Consider the following 17,131-nt stretch of genomic DNA (forward strand, 5'->3'; position numbering starts at 1 on the left):
TTGCCGTGTCCTGAATCCATGTGAGGTCCCCTGAATGGAACTGCTGTTTACCCTTATGGCCACTGTTGTTGCCTTGGGCCTGCTGGTCACCATTCACGAATATGGTCACTTTTGGGTGGCGCGGCGCTGTGGCGTTAAAGTGCTGCGCTTTTCCATTGGTTTTGGCCCGGCTTTGTATACCTGGCATGATCGCCGCGGAACAGAGTACGCCATTGCTGCCATCCCACTGGGTGGTTACGTCAAGATGCTTGACGAGCGCGAAGGCCCGGTGCCGGCTGCAGAGCTTGGCCAGGCCTTTAACCGTAAACCAGTAGGGCAGCGTATTGCGATAGTCGCGGCAGGCCCGGTGGCTAACTTCCTGCTGGCAATTGCGGCTTTCTGGTTGATCGCGGTATTGGGTGTAACCACGCTAGTGCCTGTTCTCGGCCCGGTTGAGGCTGATACTCCTGCGGCACGCGCTGGATTGCACGAGAATCTTGAGCTGATTGCTATCGACGGAGAGCCCACGCCCAGTTGGCATGACGTCAATTTGCAGCTGATCCGACGTCTTGGTGAGACAGGAGTGCTCAAGGTTGAGGCGCAAGAGCGTGATGGCGGAAGTCCGCAGATATACGCCGTGCAATTGGATAGCTGGCTGAAGGGGGCGGAGGAGCCTGATCCATTGGCCGCTTTGGGTATGGCCAGCTGGCAGCCCAAGGTTGCTCCGCGCATTGGCCAAGTAGAGCCCGGCGGAGCGGCTGAACGTGCCGGGCTGCAGCCCGGAGATCTTATTGTCGCAGTCAATGGCGAGCCCGTTTCAGATTGGGTCAGTGACGTGGTGCCCGCGATCCAGGCTAACCCGCAGAAAAAGCTGCTGCTGGATATAGAGCGCGATGCAAAACAGGTTGAACTTGAGCTGATTCCAGCGGCCAAAGCGCAGAATGACGAAGTACTGGGTTATATCGGTGCTGGCGTGGCCGGGTTTGAATGGCCTGCCGACATGATGCGCGAGATTCATCATAATCCTTTGGCGGCAGTGCCGGTGGCACTACAGAAAACTTGGGGTATGACCGCGCTCACTCTGGATTCGCTGAAGAAAATGCTGACAGGGCTTGTCTCGGCAAAAAACTTGAGTGGCCCGATAACCATTGCTAAAGTGGCGGGCGCTTCAGCCAAGTCGGGATTGGAAAGCTTTCTCAGCTTCATTGCTTACCTGAGTATTAGTTTGGGTGTTTTGAATCTGTTGCCGGTGCCGGTATTGGATGGTGGGCATCTGGTTTATTATGTCGCCGAGTTGATCAGGGGCAAGCCTCTGTCCGAAAGGATACAGACTTGGGGGCTGCAGATTGGCCTTAGCCTCATCGTAGGGGTTATGCTGTTCGCGATTTATAACGATATTAGTCGCTTAGGCGGCTGATGGGCTGCACCACTGCCTGAACATGAGTTGCCTCTTTAGGCAGCACTATTTTAACCAGCTATTCAGAACGGACTTCATGAAACGTTACCTATTGCCTGCGCTTCTTCTGATACTTATGGCGCCGGGAGCTTTTGCCGACGCCTTCCAGATCTCCGATATCCGCGTCAATGGGTTGCAACGGGTCTCCGCCGGCAGCGTGTTTGGAGCCTTGCCACTGAATATTGGCGATCAGGTGGATGACCAGGAGTTGGTGGAGGCAACCCGTGCGTTGTTCCGCATCGGCTTCTTCGAGGATGTACAGCTCGGCCGTGATGGCGATGTGCTTATTATTAGCGTGGTTGAGCGACCTTCAATTTCGTCAATCGAGCTTGAGGGCAACAAGGCAATCAAGAGCGAAGATCTGCTCAAGGGGTTGAGCGCTGCGGGCTTGTCCGAGGGCGAGATTTTCCAGCGCGCTACACTGGAAGGCGTGCGTAACGAGTTGCTGCGCCAGTACGTTTCTCAAGGCCGCTATTCGGCTGACATCGAAACCCAGGTCATTCCCGAGCCGCGCAACCGAGTAGCGCTGAAAATTGTGGTAGATGAAGGCTCAATTGCCTCTATCGCTCATATCAACGTGGTAGGTAATACGGTTTACGATAACGAAGAGCTGGTTAATCTATTCGAACTGAAGACCAGTGGCTGGCTGTCTTTCCTGCGCAACGATGACAAGTACTCGCGTGAGAAGCTGGCGGGCGATCTGGAGCGCTTACGCTCTTACTACCTCGATCGCGGTTACATCAACATGGCTGTGTCTTCGACTCAGGTATCTATTACGCCTGACAAGAAGCACGTCTATGTCACCGTTAATATTAACGAAGGTGATCGCTATACGATCCGCGATGTTCGTCTTTCCGGTGACCTGGTGGTGGGCGAAGCCGAAATCAAGCGTTTGATGTTGATTGAACCCAATCAGGTGTTCTCCCGCCAGGTAGTGACCTCAACCTCTGATCTGATCAGTCGTCGCTTGGGGAACGAGGGTTATACCTTCGCCAACGTCAATGGTATTCCGGAGATTCACGAAGACGACAAGACGGTATCGGTTACTTTCTATGTGGACCCTGGCAATCGCGCCTATGTCAATCGCATCAATTTCCGTGGCAACACCAAGACAGATGATCAGGTGCTACGTCGTGAGATGCGCCAAATGGAAGCTGGCTGGGCGTCTACCTATCTGATTGATGAGTCCAAGACGCGCCTGGAGCGCCTTGGTTACTTCAAGGAAGTGAACGTCGAAACAGTGCCTGTTCCCGGTGCTGAGGATATGGTCGACGTGAACTACACCGTAGAAGAACAGCCCTCCGGTTCGGTGACGGCGAGCCTGGGCTTCTCGCAGAGCTCGGGTATTATTCTGGGCGGCTCGATCAGCCAGAATAACTTCTTTGGTACCGGTAATCGCGTAAGCGTCGGCGCCAACCGGTCCGAGTATCAGACTTCGTTGTCGTACGGCTTTTTGAATCCTTACTTTACCGTTGACGGTATCAGCCTGGGTTACAACGCCTTTTATCGCACAACTGACTATGATGAGCTGAACGTCGACATTTCCAGCTATGCGGTCGACTCTTTCGGCGGTGGCTTTAATTTCGGTTACCCGATCAGTGACAACTCACGTGTCTCTTTTGGTCTGAGTGCTCAGCAAGATAGCTTGAAGACCGGGACCTACACCGTCCAGGAAATTGTTAACTTCCTGGACAAGGAAGGGGATAGCTTTACCAACTTCTTCTTTAACAGTTCATGGTCGCAGAACACCCTTAACCGGGGCGTATTCCCTGACCGTGGCTACTCGCAAAATCTGGGCTTTGATATTTCCATACCGGGTAGCGATCTGAGCTTCTACAAGCTGGATTATCGCGCACAACGCTTCTTTGCCATGACGGATGATCTTACGCTGCGCTTCCATACCGACCTTGGTTTTGGCAAAGGCTTTGGCTCTACCGATCAAATGCCCTTCTATGAGCATTACTATGCCGGTGGTATCGGTTCGGTGCGTGGCTACAAAGACAGTACCCTGGGGCCGAAAAGTACGCCGGCAACAGCTGATCCGGATCAGGATCAGTTGCCCTTCGGTGGTAACATCAAGCTTACTGGCGGCGCAGAGCTTATTTTTCCGGCGCCTTTCGTGAAGGATCAGCGTTCCTTGCGCACGGTACTGTTCCTTGATGTGGGTAACGTTTACGATACGTATTGTTCCAACTCTGTGTTGAACAATGGCTCAGATAACCCAGGCTGTGGTGATGTCGAACTAGCCGATATGCGATACAGCGCGGGTATTGGTCTGTCATGGCTAACTGCGTTGGGCCCACTGGGTTTCAGTTTGGGTATGCCGCTGAACAGCCAGTCTGAGGATGATACGCAGGTGTTCCAATTTACTCTGGGTCAGACGTTCTGATTCAGAAAATCAACGATGTGCAATCGGGAGTATTAGAGTGGGTAAGTTTATTCGCGTGACAGTATTGTCGCTGCTGGCATTGGTCAGTTTTCAGGCCGCTGCTGAAATGAAGATTGCAGTTTTGGACTACCAAATGGCTCTGCTTGAGTCAGATGCAGCCAAAGCGTACTCCGTTGATGCGGAAAAGAAGTTTGGTGCTCAATTGCAACGCCTGAAGAACCTCGAAGCAGAAGCCAAGCGTCTGCAAGAGCGTCTGCAGCGTGACGGCGCTCAGTTGAATCAGAGCGAGCGTGAAAAGCTGGAGCTTGAATTCCGCCAGAAAGCGCGTGAATTCCAGGTTCAGTCCAAGGAATTGAACGAAGCCAAAGCCTTGTCCGACCGTGAAATGCTGGAAGCACTCAAGCCCAAGCTGGATGCAGCGGTTGAGACTATTCTGCAGAACGGCAGCTACGATCTGGTGCTGGACCGCGGCGGTGTGGTTGAGGTCAAGCCAGAGTTTGATATCACGCGTCAGGTTATCGAACGCCTGAACAGCACTCGCTGAAGTATCGCCATGACTGGCAACGTCAGCTTTACCCTCGCGCGCCTGGCTGAAGAGCTCGGCGCGCGTCTGGTTGGTGACCCTGATCTGTTGATCAGCGGTCTGGCCACGCTGCAGGAGGCTGATCCGCAGCACCTGGCTTTTCTTTCCAACAGTCAGTACCGCAAGTTTTTGGCAAATACGCGCGCTGGCGCGGTCCTCTTGACCGAGTCTGACGCAGACGGCTTTGCCGGTAATGCGTTGATCGTCGCCGATCCGTATTTGAGCTATGCGCGCTTGTCGCACCATTTTGATCCCAAACCACGTGCTTTAGCTGGAATTCATCCTGCCGCGGTCGTGGCTGAAGACGCTGTGGTTGATCCCACTGCCAGCATTGGTCCTGGCGCTGTCATCGAGTCTGGAGCGCATATTGCTGCACATACCAGTATCGGTGCTCAGTGTGTTGTCGGTGCTCGCTCACAAATAGGCGAGGGCGGGTGGCTGGCGGCTCGGGTCACTGTCTATCACGATGTTGTTATTGGTGAGCGTGTGGTGATTCAGTCCGGAGCGGTTATCGGTTCCGAGGGCTTCGGTTTTGCCAACAACGCCGGGCAGTGGCAGAAGATTGCCCAGATTGGTGGTGTGCGCATCGGCAATGACGTAGAGATTGGCGCGAATACCACCATTGATCGCGGTGCCGTTGCCGACACCTTGATTGGCGACGGCGTCAAACTCGACAACCAGATTCAGATCGCGCACAACGTACATATTGGTGATCACACGGCCATGGCGGCCTGTGTGGGTATTTCCGGCAGCACCCATATTGGCAAGCATTGCATGATTGCGGGTGGGGTGGGCATGGTCGGCCACATCGAGGTTTGCGACAATGTATTTGTCAGTGGCATGACCATGGTGACGCGCTCAATTACAGAGCCTGGTGCCTATTCTTCCGGCACGGCGATGCAGCCGGCGGCAGAATGGAGGAAGAGTGCTGCACGCATTCGCCAACTGGACACGCTGGCGAAACGGGTTCAGCAGTTGGAGAAGCAGCTCCAGGTGGTGACTCAAGGGACGCAGGACTCATCCAAATCCTGATCAGCACCTCTTAGGTGCCTATACTTTTTTCAGCAAGGCCTGCGAATACATGGATATCAACGAAATAAAAGAATACCTGCCTCACCGTTACCCGTTTCTGTTGGTTGATCGGGTAGTGGAGCTGGACCTTGAGGGTAAGCATATTCGCGCCTATAAGAATGTGTCGGTTAACGAGCCCTTTTTTAACGGACACTTTCCGCAGCACCCCATCATGCCGGGTGTGCTTATCATTGAAGCCATGGCGCAGGCGGCTGGTCTTCTGGGTTTTAAAATGATGGGTGTTCAGCCTTCCGATGGCACGCTTTATTACTTTGTCGGCTCCGATAAGCTGCGTTTCCGTCAGCCGGTAGTGCCGGGTGATCAGCTGCAACTTGAAGCGCGTTACCTCAGTGACAGACGTGGTATCTGGAAGTTTGCTTGCCGCGCGGTAGTGGATGGCAAGGAAGTGTGCTCTGGCGAAATCATCTGTGCGGAACGTCGGGTATGAGTAGAATTCATCCTCAGGCGATTGTTGACCCGGCAGCCAGCCTGGCCGATGACGTTGAGGTTGGCCCCTGGAGCTTTATTGGTCCGGGCGTAGAGATTGCTGCTGGTACGCGTGTTGCCTCGCACGTTGTCATCAAAGGCCCTACCACTATCGGTAAAGGCAACCGTATTTTTCAGTTTGCCTCAGTCGGTGAAGACTGCCAGGACAAAAAGTACAACGGTGAGCCAACGCGGCTGATCATCGGTGATAACAACGTCATACGCGAAGGCTGCACGCTGCACCGCGGTACTGTTCAGGATCAGGGCGTCACGCGCATTGGTAGCAACAACCTGTTGATGGCGTATGTGCATGTGGCGCACGACTGCGTTGTGGGTGACGACATTATCATGGCCAATAACGCCACCATCGCCGGCCATGTTCATGTCGGCGATGGCGCCATCCTGGGCGGGTACACGACGGTTCATCAGTTTTGTCGCTTGGGTCCCTGGTCGATGAGTGCTGCCAATACGGCGGTGTTCAAGGATATCCCGGCGTTTGTCATGGTGAGCGGCAACCCGGCCAGTGCCCATGGTATGAATTTCGAGGGTATGCGTCGTCGCGGTTACTCTGCAGAGCTGGTAACGGCGCTGCGCCGCGCATATAAGCTGGTGTACCGCCAAGGTCGAACCTTGAAAGACGCCCTTGTTGAGCTGGAAGAATCAGCTGAACTATTCCCTGAGGTGGCGCTGTATCGCGACTCTATCCTGGCCTCCACGCGAGGCATCACCCGATAACCCGAGCGGGTCCCGTTGATGCTGCACTCTGATAAACCCTTGTGTATCGCTCTGGTGGCTGGCGAGGCGTCGGGCGATACTTTGGGCTCAGGCCTTATAAAGGCACTGAAGCAACGCTTCCCCAACGCTCGTTTTATCGGTATCGGTGGGCCACGCATGCTCGCCGAAGGCATGCAGAGCCAGGTGCCTATGGAGCGGCTGTCAGTCATGGGGCTGGTCGAAGTGCTGGGGCGTTTGCGTGAATTGCTGCGTATTCGTCGCGACCTGGTCAGTTACCTGAAAGGCGAGAATCCTGACGTGTTCATCGGGATTGACGCGCCTGACTTTACACTCAATGTAGAACAGCAGCTGCGCGACGCCGGTATTCCTACCGTGCATTACGTGAGCCCCTCGGTGTGGGCCTGGCGTGAAAAACGGGTGCTGGGTATCCGCAAGTCGACTGATCTGATGCTCACTCTGTTTCCCTTCGAAGAAGAAGTCTATCGCCGCCACGAGGTTAGTGTCCGTTGTGTTGGGCATACGCTGGCTGATCAGATTCCACTGCAGCCTGATCGTCGGGCTGCACGTGAGGCGCTGGGCTTACCGCAGGACAAGCGCATTCTTGCATTGCTGCCAGGTAGCCGTAATGGCGAGTTGCGCAAGCTGGGACGGCTGTTTCTGGATACCGCGGCCTGGTGTCAGGAGCGCGAGCCAGAGCTGTTATTTGTCATGCCCTGTGCCAGTTCCGAGCGACGCCAGCAGATGAATGACATTCTGGCGGAAAGTGGGCTCGAACTTCCCTTAACCCTGTTTGATGGTCAGGCCCATGAGGTGCTGGCGGCTTGCGACGCAGTACTAATCGCCTCTGGCACTGCCACGCTGGAAGCCATGCTGTTCAAACGCCCCATGGTCGTGGCTTATCGCATGGCCGGGCTGACGTTCCGCATTCTCAAGCGTCTGGTCAAGGTCGGACACGTGTCGCTGCCCAACTTGTTGGCCGGGCGTGAAGTTGCCCCTGAGTTTCTGCAGGACGCCGCTACGCCAGAGGCGATGGGTGCGGCGTTGCTGGAGCGTTTACTGCCAACGCGTGAGCGTGAGGCGACGCAGCAGGTATTTGTCGAGTTGCACCACAGTCTGCGGCGTAATGCTGATCAGGCGGCGGCAGATGCTGTGTCGGAGCTGCTGAATACGCGAGGGCATTTGACGTGACGCAACTGATGATGGACTGGGTCGCTCCGGTTGACGGCGAGTTGGTGGCGGGCGTCGATGAAGTGGGACGCGGGCCACTCTGCGGGGCTGTGGTGACGGCGGCGGTGATTCTTGATCCAAGCCGTCCGATAGCCGGCTTGAACGACTCGAAAAAATTGACCGAGGCTCGGCGTGAGGCCCTGTTTCCATTGATACAGCAACAGGCATTGGCTTGGTGTATTGCACGCGCCGAGGTGGATGAGATTGATGAGCTGAATATTTTGCACGCCACCATGCTGGCCATGCAGCGCGCTGTTGCGGGTTTGTCGCTCCGCCCCGATCTGGTATTGATCGATGGTAATCGCTGCCCTGCATTACCCATGCGCAGTGAGCCGGTGATCAAGGGCGATAGTCGCGTACCAGCCATTGCAGCGGCCTCCATATTGGCTAAAGTCGCGCGTGACCGTGAGATGCAACTGCTGGATCAGCAATATCCTGGCTACGGTATTGCCAAGCATAAGGGTTATCCTACGCCGGTCCATTTGCAGGCATTGCGCGACCTGGGGGCTACCCCCATTCACCGGCGCTCTTTCGCGCCTGTGCGAGCGGTGCTGGTTTAGCATCGCACTTGTGCTCTCTGCGTCTGGTCGCCAGCTTCCCCCCTAGTTACAATCAGCGGTCTTGCCGCTTGCCCTCTGAAACAGGATTTATATGAGCTTTTCCTTCGTTCACCTGCGTGTCCATAGCGAGTACTCACTGGTCGATGGTCTGGTCAAGGTCAAACCCTTGATCAAGTCAGTGGTGGACAACGGGATGCCCGCAGTTGCCGTGACCGACCAAAACAATATGTGCAGCCTGGTCAAGTTTTATCGCGGCGCCATGAGTGCGGGCATCAAGCCGATTTCTGGTGTGGACCTGTGGGTGCTGGGCGGTGAGGACGATAGTCAACTGACGCGCATGACGTTGCTGTCGATGAACAAAGAAGGTTATCGCAACCTGACCGAACTTATCTCCCGTGGCTACACCGAGGGCCAGCGCAACGGCTTGGTGACGATTCGCCGGGAGTGGATTGCTGAGGCGAGCGAGGGCGTGATCGCCTTGTCGGGTGCCAAAGAGGGCGAGATCGGCTTGGCGCTGTTGTCCAACTCGCCCGCCGCGGCAGACGATCTGCTGGATTACTGGATGGGGGTTTTCCCCGGCCGTTTTTATCTTGAGCTGCAGCGTACCAGCCGCGTCAATGATGAAGAGCACTTGCACGCAGCGGTGGCCTTGGGTATCCGCAAGGGCTGTCCAGTGGTTGCGACCAATGATGTGCGCTTTATCCGCCGCGAGGATTTCGAAGCGCACGAGACGCGAGTGTGCATTGGTGAGGGGCGCGTGTTGGGGGATCCTCGGCGTACGCAGCAGTATAGTGAAGAGCAGTACCTGAAGACACCGGAGGAGATGGCTGAGCTGTTCGCCGATATCCCCGAGGCGTTGGAGAATAGCGTCGAGATTGCCAAGCGCTGCAATATCGACGTGCAGCTGGGCAAACACTTTTTGCCCGACTTTCCGATCCCGGACGGCATGACCATCGAGGAATTCCTCAACAAGGTCTCGTTTGAAGGTTTGGAGGAGCGGCTCAAGGTGATCTTGCCGCCGGGCACCGAGGATTATGAGGCCAAGCGTCAGGTCTACATTGATCGCCTGAACTTCGAGCTGAAGATCATCAATCAGATGGGTTTTCCCGGTTACTTCCTGATCGTCATGGACTTTATCAAGTGGGCCAAGGGCAATGGCGTGCCGGTTGGTCCCGGTCGTGGTTCCGGAGCAGGCTCGCTGGTGGCCTACTCGCTGTTGATTACCGACCTTGATCCCTTGGCCTATGACCTGCTGTTCGAGCGCTTTCTTAACCCGGAACGGGTATCCATGCCCGACTTTGACGTCGACTTCTGCATGGAGGGGCGCGATCGGGTAATCGAGTATGTGGCCGATATGTACGGTCGTAATGCGGTATCGCAGATCATTACCTTCGGTACTATGGCGGCCAAGGCCGTAGTGCGCGATGTGGCGCGAGTGCAAGGCAAGTCTTATGGCTTGGCCGACAAGCTGTCAAAAATGATTCCTTTTGAAGTCGGCATGACGCTGACCAAGGGCTATGAGCAGGAAGAGATCCTGCGCGATTTTCTGGCCGGAGATGAAGAGGCCCAGGAAATCTGGGACATGGCGCTCAAGCTTGAAGGTATAACCCGTAACGTGGGTAAGCACGCCGGTGGTGTTGTTATTGCACCGACCAAGCTGACCGATTTCTCGCCGCTTTATTGTGATGAAGCTGGTGGCGGTCTGGTAACGCAGTTTGATAAGGACGACGTCGAGGCGGCTGGCCTGGTCAAGTTCGACTTTTTGGGTCTGCGGACGCTGACCATCATCAAGTGGGCGATGGAAACCATCAACCGGGAGCAGGCAAAGCAGGGCCTGGAGCCGCTCAATATCGACTTTATCCCACTGGATGACGCGCCGACTTATCACATGCTGCAAAAGGCGGAGACCACAGCGGTTTTCCAGCTCGAGTCACGCGGCATGAAGGAGCTGATCAAAAAGCTCAAGCCGGACTGTCTGGAGGACATGATCGCACTGGTAGCCCTGTTCCGCCCGGGGCCACTGCAATCGGGCATGGTGGACGACTTCATCAACCGTAAGCACGGGCGTGAAGTGGTTTCCTATCCGCATCCGAATTACCAGTATGCAGGGCTCGAACCGGTTTTGAAGCCAACCTACGGCATCATTCTGTATCAGGAACAGGTGATGCAGATTGCACAGGTGATGGCGGGTTATACCCTGGGTGGCGCAGATATGCTGCGCCGCGCCATGGGTAAGAAAAAGCCGGAAGAAATGGCCAAGCAGCGTGGCGGCTTTATCGAGGGTTGCGCTAATAATGGTATTAGTGGTGATCTGGCAGGTAATATCTTTGATCTGGTAGAGAAGTTTGCGGGTTATGGTTTTAACAAATCGCACTCGGCTGCCTACGGCTTGCTCTCTTATCAAACGGCCTGGCTGAAGGCACATTACCCGGCGCCTTTCATGGCGGCGGTCTTGTCGGCGGATATGCACAACACCGACAAGGTGGTGACCCTGATCGAAGAGTGTCGCAGCATGAAAGTGCGCATTCAGCCGCCCAACGTCAACGTGTCGGAATACAAGTTCACGGTCGATGAAGCCGGTGATGTGGTTTACGGTTTGGGTGCTATCAAAGGCGTGGGTGAAGGGCCGGTCGAGACCATAGTGCAGACCCGTGCGGCCGGTGAGACCTTTATTGATCTTTTTGATTTCTGCGCCAAGGTTGACCACAAACGCATTAACAAGCGGGTTATGGAGGCCTTGATTCGTTCGGGTGCGCTGGACTCGCTGGGTCCGTTTTACGATGCCGATGAAGCGGTCTATTTGAAGCAGGTGGATCGCAATCGTGCTGCCTTGATGGCGGCCATGGAAGAAGCCATGGCGTCTGCTGAGCAGACTGCCAAGAGTGCTGACAGTGGCCACGATGATCTGTTTGGTGAGCTGCTTGGGCCGTCGACCGTGCGTGACGTCTATGAGTCTTACCGCAAGGCACGTGAGTGGACCTTCAAGGAACGCTTGCGCGGCGAGAAGGATACCCTGGGGCTGTATCTGACCGGTCATCCGATTGATGAGTACGAGCGTGAAATTCGGCGTTTTGCCCGTCAGCGCATTCTGGATCTGAGGCCCTCGCGTGAGAGTCAGACCATCGCCGGTCTGGTGTTTGATCTGCGCGTGATGAAAAGCAAGCGCGGCGACAAGGTTGGGTTTGTGACCCTGGATGATCGTTCGGCGCGGATTGAGGTCTCACTGTTTGCCGAGGCCTATCAGAATGCGCAGGCGCTACTGCAGAAGGATGCATTGCTGGTGGTCGAAGGTGAAGTGGCGCTGGACGATTTTTCCGGCGGTCTGCGTATGCGCGCCAAGCGTGTCATGAGCCTGGAGGAGGCTCGCACCAGTCTGCTCGATAGCGTTCGAGTCTGCCTGGATACCACTCGGCATAGCGAGCAGGCGCTGGCTAAAATGGCCAGCCTGTTTCAGCAGTATCGTGGTGGTTGTGCGGTGACGGTAGAGCTTCAGCGACCCGATTCGAGCGCTGTTTTAAAGCTGGGTGAGCAGTGGCGAGTCGAGCCTGCAGACGATCTAGTACAGAGTTTGCGTGACCAGTTGGGTAAAGACAGCGTCTCTTTGCACTATAGATGATGGGAGTGAGGGTGCTCGACGAGCGCCCGGCAATCCCGTAAGGTAAAAACAAAATTTAGATGCCCGCGTTGGGCGAAAGCGGACGATGGATGCCTATGAGCAACAGCCAGAAATACTTGGGGTTTGAACAGCCAATCGCGGATCTGCAGGCCAAGATCGAAGAATTGCGTCTGGTCGGCAGTGATAATTCGCTTAATATCACCGAAGAAATCACCAAACTGCAGGACAAGAGCAAGTCTCTGACCGAAAGCATTTTTGGTAACCTGAGCAGCTGGCAGATCGCGCAGATGGCTCGTCATCCTCAGCGTCCCTACACGTTGGATTACATCAAAGCCATTTTCACCGACTTTGAAGAGCTGCACGGCGACCGACACTTTGCCGATGATGCCGCCATCGTGGGCGGTGTTGCCCGCCTGGACGGTCGCCCGATTATGGTGATCGGCCACCAGAAAGGCCGCGACGTGAAGGAGAAGGTGCGCCGTAACTTTGGTATGCCCAAACCTGAAGGCTATCGCAAGGCCTGCCGTTTGATGGAAATGGCCGAGCGTTTCAAGATGCCGATCGTTACCTTTATTGATACCCCCGGTGCCTATCCGGGTATTGATGCAGAGGAGCGTGGCCAGAGCGAGGCGATTGCCTGGAATCTGCAAGTGATGGCGCGGTTGAAAACACCGATTATCGCTACCGTGATTGGCGAGGGTGGCTCTGGTGGTGCCTTGGCTATCGGCGTTTGTGACCACCTGATGATGCTGCAATACTCGACTTATGCCGTTATTTCGCCCGAAGGCTGTGCGTCCATTCTGTGGAAAAGCGCTGAGCGTGCTGCCGACGCAGCTGAGGCCATGGGTATTACCGCTACGCGTCTGAAGGAGTTGGGATTGGTTGACAGCCTTATTCCTGAACCATTGGGCGGTGCGCATCGTGCTCCGCAAGAAACCGCAGAGCGAATCAAGGCTCAGTTACTGACCGAGCTGGACAAGTTGCAGGCGCTGTCTGACGAAGATCTGCTGGAAAGCCGCTATGAGCGTCTGATGGCTTTCGGTATCAAGTAATATGTTTACCTTGCAAGGGCTGCAGCAGCAGCTCGGCCCTTGTATGAATTCATCCGCCTGGATTGTTGGTTTGTCCGGCGGTTTGGATTCCATGGTGTTGCTCGATGCGCTGGTGCAATTACGTGACCAGCTGATTCTCCCCCCTCTATCCGCTATGCATATTCACCACGGACTCAGTGCCGAGGCGGACGCGTGGGTGGCGTTCTGTGAGCAGGAGTGCGCCAAGCGCGGCGTTGAGCTTTACGTTGAGCGTGTTCAGCTGGCGCCGGGGGCAAGCATTGAAGAGGCGGCGCGTAGTGCTCGTTACCAGGCATTTGCCGTGCATCTGCCAGCGGGAGCGACGCTATTGCTGGCACATCATCGTGACGATCAGCTGGAGACGCTGCTGTTTCGCATGATGCGTGGCACCGGGCTACGCGGTCTGGCGGGTATGCCGGCACAGCGGCAACTGGCTGCTGGACAGCTGTTGCGGCCATTGCTGCCTTGGCGTCGCCGGGATCTGGAGCTATGGGCGCGTGAGCATGGGCTGGCCTGGATTGAAGATCCGGCGAACCGCGATCCACGTTTTGCTCGCACTGCGCTGCGGCACCAGTTGTTGCCGGCACTACGCGATGGCTGGCCACAGGCAGAAGAGGGCCTGTTGCGCCTGGCGGGGCACGCCGGTGAGGCGAATGAGTTATTGGATGAGCGTGCGGCGGAGGATTTGAGTGCGACGTCCAAGCCACTGAATGATGTCTGGTTGCGGCATTGGCCTAGCTTGGACATGGACGCACTTAGTGCGTTGTCGCCGGCCCGCCAGCGTAATCTGCTGCGCTACTGGCTAGCTGCGCAGGGTGCATTATTACCGGCGTCGCGGAGACTGGATGAGTGGCTGGGTCAGTTGGCGGCGGCGACCGACAGCCAGCCGCAGATCGATCTTGGCGAATACCGCTTATACCGTTCGTCAGGTCGCTTGTGGTTTGTGCGCACCGACTGGCCTTCGGCTGGTGTGCCGCAGGCCTGTACACAATCCGCTGTGCAGTTATTAGCGGGCGGTAATGGTTTGCTCCATCTGGCGTTAGCCAGCGCCAGTGCTGGCCCCTGGCATATTCGCTATCGGCAGGGCGGCGAGCATATCTGTCTGCCTGGGCGTGGCAAGCAATCGTTGAAGCACCTGTTTCAGCAGGCGCAGATACCTGTTTGGCTGCGTCCCTGTATCCCCTTGCTATACTGCGCTGATGAGCTGGTTTCGGTTGCAGGACGCTGGAACGCCGAGCCAGCTGTGACTGGCGACGAGCAAAGCGGTTTTACGGTCAGTTGGGAGCCTGTTTCGGATTGAGCAAGTCGGGGCTGTCTGGTATCCTGACTTCCCATCTTGACGAGACTTTGGAAGCGCCTCCCGCTTCTGCAGACTCCCTTCGATTCCCCGCGGCATTAGCCGCTTAACAGTTCAATCTATGGGTTTTTCATGACGCGCTACATCTTCGTCACGGGTGGTGTTGTATCTTCTTTGGGTAAGGGTATTGCCTCGGCTTCCCTGGCGGCGATTCTTGAGGCCCGCGGCCTCAAGGTGACCATGCTCAAGCTGGATCCCTACATCAACGTGGATCCGGGTACCATGAGTCCTTTCCAGCACGGTGAAGTCTTCGTCACCCATGATGGTGCCGAGACCGACCTTGATCTGGGGCACTACGAGCGTTTCGTTAACTCCACGATGAGCCGCGCCAACAACTTCACCACCGGTCGAGTGTATGAAGATGTGCTGCGCAAGGAGCGTCGTGGTGATTATCTTGGCGCGACCATTCAGGTCATTCCGCACATCACGGATGAAATCAAAAGCCGCATCATCAAGGGTGCCGGTGACGCCGACGTCGCGCTGGTAGAAATTGGCGGTACCGTTGGCGACATCGAGTCCCAGCCATTTCTTGAGGCTATTCGTCAGCTGCGGGTAGAAGTAGGTGCCAAGCGCGCCATGCTGATGCACCTGACGCTGGTGCCTTATATCGCGACTGCCGGTGAAACCAAGACCAAGCCGACCCAGCATTCCGTCAAGGAGCTGCGTTCCATCGGCCTGCAGCCTGACGTGCTGATTTGCCGCTCTGATCATCCGATTGACCTGTCCTCACGCCGTAAGATCGCACTCTTTACCAATGTTGAAGAGCGTGCGGTTATCGGTTTGGAAGATGTCGACACCATCTTCAAGATCCCCATGGTGCTGCATGCACAGGGCCTGGATGACTTTGTTGTGGAGCGTTTTGGTCTGGAATGTGGCGGTGCCGATCTGTCCGAGTGGGAGCGCGTGGTGGATGCCAAGCTGAACCCGGAGCATGAAGTCACCATCGCCATGGTCGGCAAGTACATGGAGCTGCTCGATGCATACAAGTCGTTGATTGAGGCAGTCAGCCATGCGGGCATTCAGAGCCGTACCAAGGTTAATCTGCGTTATATCGACTCCGAAGACATTGAACAGGAAGGCACTGCGCTGCTGGAAGATGTCGATGCCATCCTGGTTCCGGGTGGTTTCGGTTCGCGTGGCGTGGAAGGCAAAATTGCAGCGGTGCGTTATGCCCGTGAAAACAAGGTGCCTTATCTGGGCATTTGCCTGGGTATGCAGGTTGCCGTGATTGAGTACGCGCGTAACGTACTGGGTTGGGCAGATGCCAACTCGACCGAGTTCGATAAAACGTCAAAGCATCCGGTCGTGGGTCTGATTACCGAGTGGCAAACCGCCAGCGGTGAAATGCAGACCCGCACTGAAGCGTCCGACCTTGGCGGCACCATGCGCCTCGGTGGTCAGGAGTGTGCACTTGAAGCTGGCTCCAAGGCACACGACTGCTACGGCAAGGACGTGATTGTTGAACGTCATCGTCACCGTTATGAGGTCAACAACAACCTGCTGCCTGAGCTGCAGGCGGGTGGTCTGAATATCTCTGGTCGTTCGGTTGATGGTGCACTGGTTGAGATGGTTGAGGTTGCAGATCATCCGTGGTTTGTCGCGTGCCAGTTCCATCCGGAATTCACCTCCACGCCGCGTTATGGCCACCCATTGTTCAGTGGTTTTGTCGGTGCCGCGTTGAAGCAGAAAGAAAGCAAATCCTGAGGAAGCGAAAAGGTTATGGCACAGAAAATCGTGCGGGTTGGCGACATCGAAATGGCGAACGATAAGCCGTTCGTCCTTTTTGGCGGCATGAATGTGCTGGAGTCGCGGGACCTGGCCATGCAAATCTGCGAAAAGTACGTAGAAGTAACCGATAAACTCGGTATTCCCTACGTATTCAAAGCCAGTTTCGATAAGGCCAACCGTTCTTCAATTAACTCCTATCGTGGGCCTGGGATGGAAGAGGGGCTAAAGATCTTCGAGGAGATCAAACGCACCTTCAATGTCCCGGTCATCACCGATGTGCACGAGCCGCATCAGGCGGCACCGGTGGCTGAAGTCTGTGACATTATCCAGCTGCCAGCCTTTTTGTCCCGGCAAACCGATCTGGTCGTGGCGATGGCCAAGACCAGTGCGGTAATCAATATCAAAAAGGCCCAGTTCCTGGCTCCGCAAGAGATGAAGCACATCCTGACCAAGTGCGAGGAAGCGGGTAACGATAACCTGGTGCTCTGTGAGCGTGGTTCCAGCTTCGGTTACAACAACCTGATTGTCGACATGCTCGGCTTCGGCATCATGAAGCAGTTTGAGTATCCGGTTTTCTTTGACGTGACCCACGCGCTACAGCAGCCGGGTGGTCGCAGTGATTCTGCCGGCGGGCGCCGTGCCCAGGTGACTGATCTGGCCAAGGCGGGCATGAGCCAAGGCCTGGCCGGTCTGTTTCTGGAAGCGCATCCCGACCCGGACAACGCCAAATGCGACGGTCCCTGTGCCTTGCGTCTGGATAAGCTGGAGCCGTTTCTCGCCCAGTTGAAGACACTTGATGACTTGATCAAGAGTTTCCCTGAATTGGAAACGGCTTGAGCCTTTACCCCGATTACCCGTTATATGGAGCTAGCAA

General features: G+C 55.8%; 13 protein-coding genes. All 13 read left to right on the top strand.

The features are described from left to right. Positions 1–34 precede the first annotated feature (34 nt). The 13 genes from rseP to kdsA all read left to right on the top strand — a co-directional run bounded on the left by rseP (position 35) and on the right by kdsA (position 17,094). Positions 35–1,396: an RIP metalloprotease RseP gene (rseP, locus tag EF096_RS05680; RefSeq protein WP_123888651.1), complete on the top strand. Its 1,362-nt coding sequence runs from the start codon at positions 35–37 to the stop codon at positions 1,394–1,396. 76 nt (positions 1,397–1,472) lie between these two features. Then, on the top strand, positions 1,473–3,824 hold the full coding sequence (gene bamA / locus EF096_RS05685) for an outer membrane protein assembly factor BamA (RefSeq protein ID WP_123888652.1): 2,352 nt from the start codon (positions 1,473–1,475) through the stop codon (positions 3,822–3,824). Between the two features lie 106 nt (positions 3,825–3,930). After that, the gene (locus EF096_RS05690; RefSeq protein WP_259364692.1) at positions 3,931–4,368 is read left to right on the top strand and encodes an OmpH family outer membrane protein; all 438 of its coding nucleotides are present in this window, start codon (positions 3,931–3,933) and stop codon (positions 4,366–4,368) included. A 9-nt stretch (positions 4,369–4,377) separates the two neighbouring features. Continuing rightward, positions 4,378–5,439, top strand: coding sequence for a UDP-3-O-(3-hydroxymyristoyl)glucosamine N-acyltransferase (lpxD, locus tag EF096_RS05695; protein ID WP_123888654.1), 1,062 nt, complete (start codon positions 4,378–4,380; stop codon positions 5,437–5,439). Positions 5,440–5,488: 49 nt separating this feature from the next. Beyond that, positions 5,489–5,926: a 3-hydroxyacyl-ACP dehydratase FabZ gene (gene fabZ, locus EF096_RS05700; RefSeq protein ID WP_123888655.1), complete on the top strand. Its 438-nt coding sequence runs from the start codon at positions 5,489–5,491 to the stop codon at positions 5,924–5,926. After that, entirely contained in the window at positions 5,923–6,699 is a 777-nt protein-coding gene (gene lpxA / locus EF096_RS05705) for an acyl-ACP--UDP-N-acetylglucosamine O-acyltransferase (RefSeq protein WP_123888656.1), read from the top strand. Before fabZ ends, lpxA begins: the two co-directional genes overlap by 4 nt. An 18-nt stretch (positions 6,700–6,717) precedes the next feature. Beyond that, the gene (gene lpxB / locus EF096_RS05710; protein ID WP_123888657.1) at positions 6,718–7,887 is read left to right on the top strand and encodes a lipid-A-disaccharide synthase; all 1,170 of its coding nucleotides are present in this window, start codon (positions 6,718–6,720) and stop codon (positions 7,885–7,887) included. A gap of 8 nt (positions 7,888–7,895) precedes the next feature. After that, positions 7,896–8,486, top strand: a complete 591-nt coding sequence (rnhB, locus tag EF096_RS05715; RefSeq protein ID WP_123888727.1) for a ribonuclease HII — start codon at positions 7,896–7,898, stop codon at positions 8,484–8,486. A gap of 91 nt (positions 8,487–8,577) precedes the next feature. Further along, positions 8,578–12,102, top strand: coding sequence for a DNA polymerase III subunit alpha (dnaE, locus tag EF096_RS05720; protein ID WP_123888658.1), 3,525 nt, complete (start codon positions 8,578–8,580; stop codon positions 12,100–12,102). 95 nt (positions 12,103–12,197) lie between these two features. Beyond that, on the top strand, positions 12,198–13,154 hold the full coding sequence (accA, locus tag EF096_RS05725; protein WP_123888659.1) for an acetyl-CoA carboxylase carboxyl transferase subunit alpha: 957 nt from the start codon (positions 12,198–12,200) through the stop codon (positions 13,152–13,154). Positions 13,155–13,197: 43 nt separating this feature from the next. Further along, complete coding sequence (tilS, locus tag EF096_RS05730; RefSeq protein WP_158611240.1) at positions 13,198–14,472, top strand: tRNA lysidine(34) synthetase TilS; 1,275 nt, start codon at positions 13,198–13,200, stop codon at positions 14,470–14,472. Between the two features lie 129 nt (positions 14,473–14,601). Next, positions 14,602–16,233: a CTP synthase gene (locus EF096_RS05735; protein ID WP_123888661.1), complete on the top strand. Its 1,632-nt coding sequence runs from the start codon at positions 14,602–14,604 to the stop codon at positions 16,231–16,233. A gap of 15 nt (positions 16,234–16,248) precedes the next feature. Next, positions 16,249–17,094, top strand: coding sequence for a 3-deoxy-8-phosphooctulonate synthase (gene kdsA / locus EF096_RS05740; protein WP_123888662.1), 846 nt, complete (start codon positions 16,249–16,251; stop codon positions 17,092–17,094). The last annotated feature ends 37 nt before the right edge of the window (positions 17,095–17,131 follow it).

This window comes from Pseudomonas neustonica (genome assembly GCF_003797945.1).
In the GTDB taxonomy this organism is placed as follows: domain Bacteria; phylum Pseudomonadota; class Gammaproteobacteria; order Pseudomonadales; family Pseudomonadaceae; genus Halopseudomonas; species Halopseudomonas neustonica.